General features: G+C 40.3%; 8 protein-coding genes. 4 read left to right on the forward strand and 4 right to left on the reverse strand.

The annotated features are described in order from the left end of the window. Positions 1–318 (forward strand): YdcF family protein (locus RTR63_RS11200; RefSeq protein WP_312524299.1); only part of this gene is annotated, 318 nt, incomplete at its 5' end. Position 319: 1 nt separating this feature from the next. Here RTR63_RS11200 and RTR63_RS11205 read toward each other — a convergent pair. Further along, on the reverse strand, positions 320–640 hold the full coding sequence (locus tag RTR63_RS11205; RefSeq protein WP_312114959.1) for a rhodanese-like domain-containing protein: 321 nt from the start codon (positions 638–640) through the stop codon (positions 320–322). A gap of 285 nt (positions 641–925) precedes the next feature. Here RTR63_RS11205 and ccoS point away from each other — a divergent pair, with 285 nt between their 5' ends. Next, positions 926–1,156: a cbb3-type cytochrome oxidase assembly protein CcoS gene (ccoS, locus tag RTR63_RS11210; RefSeq protein WP_007117308.1), complete on the forward strand. Its 231-nt coding sequence runs from the start codon at positions 926–928 to the stop codon at positions 1,154–1,156. A gap of 89 nt (positions 1,157–1,245) precedes the next feature. After that, positions 1,246–2,157, forward strand: a complete 912-nt coding sequence (locus RTR63_RS11215; RefSeq protein WP_312524302.1) for a sulfite exporter TauE/SafE family protein — start codon at positions 1,246–1,248, stop codon at positions 2,155–2,157. A gap of 422 nt (positions 2,158–2,579) precedes the next feature. Here RTR63_RS11215 and RTR63_RS11220 read toward each other — a convergent pair whose 3' ends face one another. Together RTR63_RS11220 and mfd are read right to left on the reverse strand one after the other, a co-directional pair. Beyond that, positions 2,580–2,783, reverse strand: coding sequence for an oxidoreductase-like domain-containing protein (locus tag RTR63_RS11220; protein WP_095355968.1), 204 nt, complete (start codon positions 2,781–2,783; stop codon positions 2,580–2,582). A 69-nt stretch (positions 2,784–2,852) separates the two neighbouring features. Continuing rightward, the gene (gene mfd / locus RTR63_RS11225; protein ID WP_312524304.1) at positions 2,853–6,455 is read right to left on the reverse strand and encodes a transcription-repair coupling factor; all 3,603 of its coding nucleotides are present in this window, start codon (positions 6,453–6,455) and stop codon (positions 2,853–2,855) included. A gap of 435 nt (positions 6,456–6,890) precedes the next feature. On the opposite strand from mfd, the gene RTR63_RS11230 reads away from it, so the two are divergent. Beyond that, positions 6,891–7,271, forward strand: a complete 381-nt coding sequence (locus RTR63_RS11230; protein ID WP_312524306.1) for a hypothetical protein — start codon at positions 6,891–6,893, stop codon at positions 7,269–7,271. Here the strand turns inward: RTR63_RS11230 and RTR63_RS11235 are convergent. Continuing rightward, entirely contained in the window at positions 7,266–7,631 is a 366-nt protein-coding gene (locus RTR63_RS11235) for a hypothetical protein (RefSeq protein ID WP_312524308.1), read from the reverse strand. The genes RTR63_RS11230 and RTR63_RS11235 overlap by 6 nt on opposite strands. Positions 7,632–7,943 lie beyond the last annotated feature (312 nt).

Below are 7,943 nucleotides of genomic sequence, written 5' to 3' on the forward strand. Positions count from 1 at the left end.
CAAAAAAAAGGCATTATGTGGGTCGTGGCAGAAAAAAACAGCTTTAACACCTGTCAAAATGCAAAATATACCGCAGAAATGGTCAATGTCAAACAGGTAATTTTGGTGACCGATGCGTATCACATGAACCGCTCAAGACGGCAGTTTGCCATTAATGGTATGGCTACTGTCCCAAGTATCGCCCCATTACCAAAGGCAAATGATTGGCAGCATTTTGATCAGAATTTGCAGCACTCAAGACGCGCCTTGTATGAATTGTTGGCATTCGCTCGCGATCTTGTCAAACCCCAATACGACTGCCAACCGACCAATAAATAACTTATTTTTGAATTTCGACATTGGTGTAGCCAGCTGATTGCAAAGCAGATTTGGCTTGTTGGGCACGACCGCCACCACGGCTATACACTTTAATGGTATCTGATTTGGCAATGCCTTGCGCCGTTATTTTGGCAAGTAATTCACTGTGTGGAATATTAATGGCACCTGCGGGATGATTTACAGAATACTCCTCTGGGGTACGCACATCAATAACTACTGTCGCCGCGTTTGCTGTTGGCATCAATAATGCGCCAACCATGACAGCCGCGCCTAAGGCAAGCAACTGTTTCTTTGAAAGCTTAAAGATTTTAGGCATCAACATCATAATTTCCTTGTAGAATTTTGAGTTTTAAAACCAAGTTAAACCTCAATGTTTAACCTGCTATGATTATAGCATTCATTGTTCGCACTCAAATCACTGAGTTGCTTTGATTTGCAACCCATGTGTTTGTTTTGTAAGCATACCAATGGCTATTTATTTGATTGCTGCTATTTAATTGCTACAGCAACGCTGCGACATTTTGCCGCATTTATTTATGTCAAAATAAGCGTATAATGGTTTTTTTAACTTAATTCGTTTGTTTACGCCAAGTAATGGGGATGCCCGATGCAAAGCATGTATTTTTTGATTCCTATTAGTCTAGTGCTATTTGTATTGGGTATTTTTGCCATTTATTACGCCATCAAATCACGCCAATTTGACGATTTGGACAATGAATCTCAGCGGGTCATTTTGGATGACAGACAATTTCGCCGTGAACAATTGGGTCAAAATCCCGCCAAGCCTTCATCTTCTCATCCCCCAAAAATACAAGACCCTACTGACGAGCAAAAATAACGCGTTGGTGTTATCTTTCTTCCTGCTGATTTCTTTCTATTGATTTATCTACGTTTTGCAAAAATTTTTAGACTTTTTTGGAGCATTTTATGACCTGGGCATTATTTTTGGCAGCCTTTAGCATGGGATTGTTCGGCTCACCGCACTGTCTAGGGATGTGCGGTGGCATTGTGACGGCTTTTGGGCTGTCTATGCAGCATGTATCGGAGAGCAAAAAAAATGGCTTGATTTTGACTTACCATTTGGGACGCCTTATCAGTTATTCATTGCTTGGATTGATTGCCAGTCTTGTTGGGGTGGCAATCTTTCAATCCATTATGAGTAACAGTGCGCCAAGAATTGTACTGGGTGCGGTATTGATGTTAATTGGGCTTGCGATGCTTGGGTTACCGCTTTTTAATCACTTAGAAAAAGTAGGGATGCGCTTTTGGCAATCGCTCGCCCCGCTACGCAAAAAAGTGTTTCCGATTGATAGCTTTGGTAAAGCCTTGTTTGCTGGCCTGCTTTGGGGGTTTTTGCCGTGCGGATTGGTATATGGTGCGCTCATGATGGCGATTGCTGGCAACAACATCGCTACAGGGGCGGCTCTGATGTTTGTATTTGGACTGGGTACGATGCCGATGTTGATTGCCACGCAAAAAACTGTGGGGATGCTACAGTCAAGTATTAAAAATTTTCGCCTTCGCCAAATTAATGGGGTGATTATGATGTTGTCTGGGCTTGCGGTGATTTTTATTCCGATGATGATGCACCATAACCATAATCATGGTTCACATAATCAAGGTTCACACAGTCATAGCATGAATGAGACGAGTATGCACCACGACATGTCGACAATGAATTATTCTGCTTCTGTGACAGCTTCGACTACCATGCCGACTAGTATGCCTATGAACCATAGTATGAGCCATAACATGAATCACGACATACACAATATGCAGGATATGAACGATAAGCACCATGAGATGGCGATGCCTGCCAGTACCAGTCATAATCACTAGTTGCTAGTTACTCATTTATATTGCCCAAAAAAAACAAACCTCTTAATCGGTATATTAAGAGGTTATCGGTTGCGAATTTTTACGCTTTACGCTTTACGCTTTACGCTTAACTTGCAGTTTACATTTCTACCGCGTCATCGCCTTCGTCAAGATAGATGATATCGGTTTCATATTCAAACGCTTCATTTAACATGTCTAACATTGTTTACTCCTATCCTTCTTTATCCAATATCCCATAGTGGTGGATTTTTTATTCATTTTAAGGCTTCTGCCATTTTTTAGTTGTTTACTTACTATTTTACGTTATCAATGCAACTTCATAACGTTATGATATTTAACGTGAGTTTGATGACATTAGCATGAAATTCATGTGACAGGAATATGAATTTACAAAAAATTACTTTTATTGAAGAATAATCCATCTACTGTGAAGATTTGTCGGGGTGGCTAATCAGTTTTGGCACGCTTTTAAGTCTTTTTTGCTGTTCGTCATAGGCTTGTTTTTGAACGCGGTAAATTTCATACACGCACAGTTCTTCGCAGCCGTTGTCGCAACATTCCCAGTCTTCGGGATAGGTAGGTTCTTCAATTAGGCGTTCGCCATTAGGTAATTGATTTTCCATCATTTTCTAAATCTTCTTTTTCGCTATAACACGCTTATGATGAGCCAATAATTATTTATTATCAGGTCATCATCACGCTTTTAAAGATAATTTCTCTATGAGATTTTTCACCGCGTCAATCCGTCCTTCTGGTGTGGCAAGGGCTTTGTCATCCATCATTTTTAGCCCTGTCGCGCCATTCATTTTAAATTTTTTCGGATTCGACTGAATAAGCCCAATAATGGTAATTGCTTCCACAGGAGTGCTTGGTGAAAACTCAAAGGTGACTTGCCGCTCATTGCCATCAATCTTGCTTATCTCCAGCGCTTCAGCCATTAAGCGGATTTGGTGAATAGCAAATAAATTTTTGGTCGGCTCCGGCAAACTGCCAAAACGGTCTAGCATTTCGCTGCGGATACTAATTAGGCTGTCATAGTCTTCAGCATTGGCGATTTTTTTATAAAACAATAGCCGCTGATGCACATCACCCAGATAATCTTCAGGGATGAGTGCCGACAAATGCAGATTAATGTCACTGGTTAGCGATAACGGGGTGTTCAAATCAGGTTGTTTGCCTGCTTTGATGGCTTTGGTGGCACGGTTTAGCATATCCATATACAGGTTAAAACCAACCGCTTGCATATTGCCGCTTTGGTTTTTGCCCAGCAGCTCGCCTGCCCCACGAATCTCAAGGTCTTCACTGGCAAGCATAAAGCCTGCCCCCAATGTGTTAGCACGGCTAATGGCATCAAGCCGCTTTTGGGCGTCGCTGGTCAAGCCTTTAATCGAAGGCACAAGCAGATAACAGTAGGCTTGGTGGTGACTGCGACCAACACGCCCACGAAGTTGGTGAAGCTGGGCGAGCCCGAATTTATCGGCACGGTTAATGATAATAGTATTGGCATTGGGGATATCAATGCCTGTTTCGATAATGGTGGTACACACTAGCACATTGTGTCTTTTGTGGTAAAAAGATTGCATGATTTGCTCAAGCTCACGTTCTTTCATCTGACCGTGAGCCACTGCCACCCGAGATTCGGGCACAAGCTCTCGCACGGTTTCTGCCATGCGCTCAATGCTCGCCACATCGTTATGCAGTAAAAACACCTGTCCGCCACGCAATAATTCACGCAAAATCGCTTCTTTGAGTAAGTTATCAGACTTTTGCATGACAAAGGTTTTAATTGCCAACCGCCTTGCCGGGGGCGTGGCAATAATCGACATATTTCTCATACCCGATAACGCCATGTTCAGCGTACGCGGAATGGGTGTTGCGGTCATTGACAGTACATCGACATCCGACTGCATGGCTTTGATACGCTCTTTATCGCGCACGCCAAAACGGTGTTCTTCATCGACAATCATTAGACCTAAGTTGGCAAACTTGACATCTTCTTGCAAAATACGGTGGGTACCGATGACGATATCCACTTGCCCATTTGCCAAATCTGCTAAAATTTTGTCGTGTTGTTTTTTGGTGCCAAACCGAGATAGGCTTTCAATACGAATGGGCCAATCGGCAAATCTATCCAAAAAGTTGTCTTCGTGTTGCCCAGCAAGCAGTGTCGTCGGTACTAGCACTACCACTTGATACCCTGCTTGCACTGCAATAAAAGCGGCACGCATTGCCACTTCGGTTTTACCAAAACCGACATCACCGCACACCAGCCTGTCCATGGGTTTATTTTGCTTCATATCAAACTTAACCGCCTCAATAGCATTGGCTTGATCAGGCGTTTCTTCAAACGCAAATTGACTGGCAAATAAGTCATATTGGATTTGGTCAATTGGGAAGTTAATGCCCACTTTGGCATCACGGCGGGCTTGCACGTTGAGCAGTTCCGCCGCCACATCATGAATTTGGCTGAGTGCTTTGGCTTTGGCTTTATCCCATTTACCGCTACCTATGGTATGAAGCGGTGCGGTTGACGAGTCGCCACCCGCATAACGGCTGATAAGCTGCAGATTTGCCACAGGCACATACACACTGGCATCATCTGCATAGGTAAGATGGATGAATTCTTGCAATTGTCTATCAATCTCAAGGGTAATCAAGCCTTGATAACGCCCAACGCCAAAATCAATATGCACCACAGGGTCGCCGATGTTAAGCTCACTGACTGATTTAACCAAAAACTCATCAGACACATCGCTTTGGCGACGGCGGCGAGTCTGTAACACCTGCCGTCCAAACAACTGGGTTTCTGAGAGAATCGCAAACTTATCGGGAAGTAACGCGCCTCGTTCAATCGGTGCAATGGTCAAGGCAATCGCAGTACTATGTGCCTCATCCATGTTTGCAAGAAAATCGGTCAATCCTGAAACACTTTGTAAATTAAAGCGTTTTTGCAACAGCTCCGATAAAATCTCACGGCGACCCGCAGTTTCGGCAACCAATAATATCGGTTTAGCAAACTGCTCGCGAAATGCCATCAATCTTTGCAGTGGCTCAGCAAGTTTGTGGTCAACGGTTAAATCAGGTGGTGTGTCAACCACTGCGTTGATTGCCCCTGCTTTGGTGTCATCAATTGGCTGTTCGCTGGTGATAATGCGGGGATATTGGGCAATTTTTTCGTTAAAGATATGTTCTGCCAGATACAAATCCTGCGGTGCCACAATCGGTTTTTCGATATCGTGCCTGCGGTCATTGTAGCGAGTTTGGATTTGTTGCCAAAAATTTTGGTAAGCTGTCTCTATTTGATTATCGACGATAAACAAGCTATCTTTGGGCAAATAACTAAAAAAATCCGAGCCATTTTGCCAAGTATCCGCTTCAAAGAATAATGGCTGATAATACTCCACCCCCGCGGGTGCAATGCCGTTCATCACATCGTTAAACAGCTCAAAACGGCGGGCAGATGTGTTGGCAAAGGTGCTAGCAAAATTGGCGCGAAACGTTTCTTTACCCTCATCCAGGGGAAATTCTCGCGCCGGTAAAATCTGAAAACTGGTGATTTTACCGATGGTTTCACCCGATTTTTTTTGACTATTGATAAACTTGACATATTGATGGGGGTCACTGTCTTTTAATTCGTCCAAATCCGCTTGGGTCAAGCTACGCTGGGTTTGCGGGTTAAAAAAACGGATACTCTCAATCTCATCATCAAATAAATCAATGCGCACTGGAAACGGCTGACCAATGGCAAACAAATCAATCACGCTACCGCGCACAGCAAACTCCCCAGGCTCAAAGACATTATCTACCGCATGATAGCCCGCAGTCGCCAGTTTTCGACGTTCGGTTGCCACATCAAAGGTGTCACCCACTGACAAATCAAAGTGTTGCCCCAATAGCCATGATGCAGGGGCGACACGGTGCATTAAGGTCTGCACCGAAATCAGTAAAATACCATCAGTTGGCATATGGGTAAGCAAATGAATCCGCTCAGAGACAATGTCATGGTGCGGTGACAACTCGTCATAGGTAAGCGTTTCCCAATCAGGAAACACATGGGCATCGACCCCACTAAATGCCAACTCTGTTTCAAGCTGATTGAGCTGATTTTGGTCACGGGTCACAACGACTTTTAGGCGGTTTTGCTGACCACTATCGCTACTGGTGAGGCTGGCAAGCCATAAGGCTTGGGCCATGCCTTGTAAATTGCCCAGCCATTTTTTGTCATGCTTAGCACTGTCAAACAACGATTGGTTGAGGCGAAAGGAAAGATGGGACAGGGGATGTGTAACATTCGTCATTGTTATCGGTCTTTTGGTTATAAGTCTTTTGAGTTAAAAAGGCGAAAAATAATGACGTTATTGTGGGGGTTATAATCAGAAATTAAAAGTGAATTTATTGCTTGTATCCTTTTATAAGGTTAATAATATCCAATCCTAAAGTCACCGAAAATTTTTTATCAACCATTATTATTAATTAATTTTTTGAAAAATAAATTTTAAAATATTTAAGTAAACAAACAATTTTAAATTATAATCTATTTTTTAATGGTTTACACTTTGCTAAACCACGCTACCAGTTTTATACTATAAGATAATTTTGTGTTATTACTTAAAATAAATTAATTACTAATATAATGAGGTTTTTAAATTCTAGAAGTTGAAGGTATTAAAATTTTTTAGAGTGTGACTTTATAAAAAATTATTTAATTAAGCTCTTAGGGAACTAAAAATTATATGAATATTTCTATTACTAATTGTAGTTTTATGAATTGTGGAAAAGGTATTGTTGCTCATAAATCCGTAAATATTATAGCAAGTGAATTATATTTTGAAAAAGTTGACACATGCATCGAAATTAGAAATGATGATTATAAATATTTGGAAAATCAAACTATTGGAACGATAAAATCAGCTCTGCCTAGTTACAATTTAAAACACTCTTCCAAAAGTTTAGAAAAACAGTCTCAAAATATTATTCGTGAATTATTTAACTTAGAAATTAAATTTAAGTGTCAGAAAGATTTTAAAAGTTTAACAATAATCAGAATGCTCAAAGGAATAGTTGGTTCGAAAAAATTTCATCACCAATATTCGTCTTTAAAATCTAATTTATAAACCAATACTTAAAGTTGTTAACAAGGTTGCAATTGCAGAAGCAAAATTTATTGTACCAACTAAATTACTTTTGAGAAATCTATTTATTCCAGAACTAGCTATTGCCGACTCAATAGCATTTATGTCTTTAATATTTTGATTTTGAACTATCTGTATGAATCTTTCAATAATTTCATCAGGAGTATCACTTTTTAAATATTCTAAAAGATGAGTTTTAAATTCGCTCTGATTATCTCTTACTTTTAAAACAGTATCGACATTTATTGCCTTAGTATTTTCTATGTCGACATCCGCATCATGGGCTAAATCAAAAATAACACGGCAATTTTCGCCGGTTGTATTTACCATTTTTATAGGCATTTTAATATGTCCTTTACTTTCATATTAATAATTTGAAAAATCTCATTAATTTAAAAATTTTATCGAAAAATTTTCACTCTTCTCTGAAATAGGATACTTTGAGAAATTTAATAGTGTTTATTATATCGCTTAAGAAATTATTATATAAAAAGGTAATTAAATATGAAATCATTTATTAAAAAAATTTTATAATATGGGGTGTGTTAAACATTCACATCGCAAACCCTTATACATCAAGGCTTACAGGCGAAATTTATAAATAAGTCAAAATTACGCTTTAGCACTTGTGCATCAAGGAATTGAAGGTCGAAT

The organism is Moraxella sp. CTOTU47724, from assembly GCF_032014955.1.
GTDB classification, from domain to species: domain Bacteria; phylum Pseudomonadota; class Gammaproteobacteria; order Pseudomonadales; family Moraxellaceae; genus Faucicola; species Faucicola tetraodonis.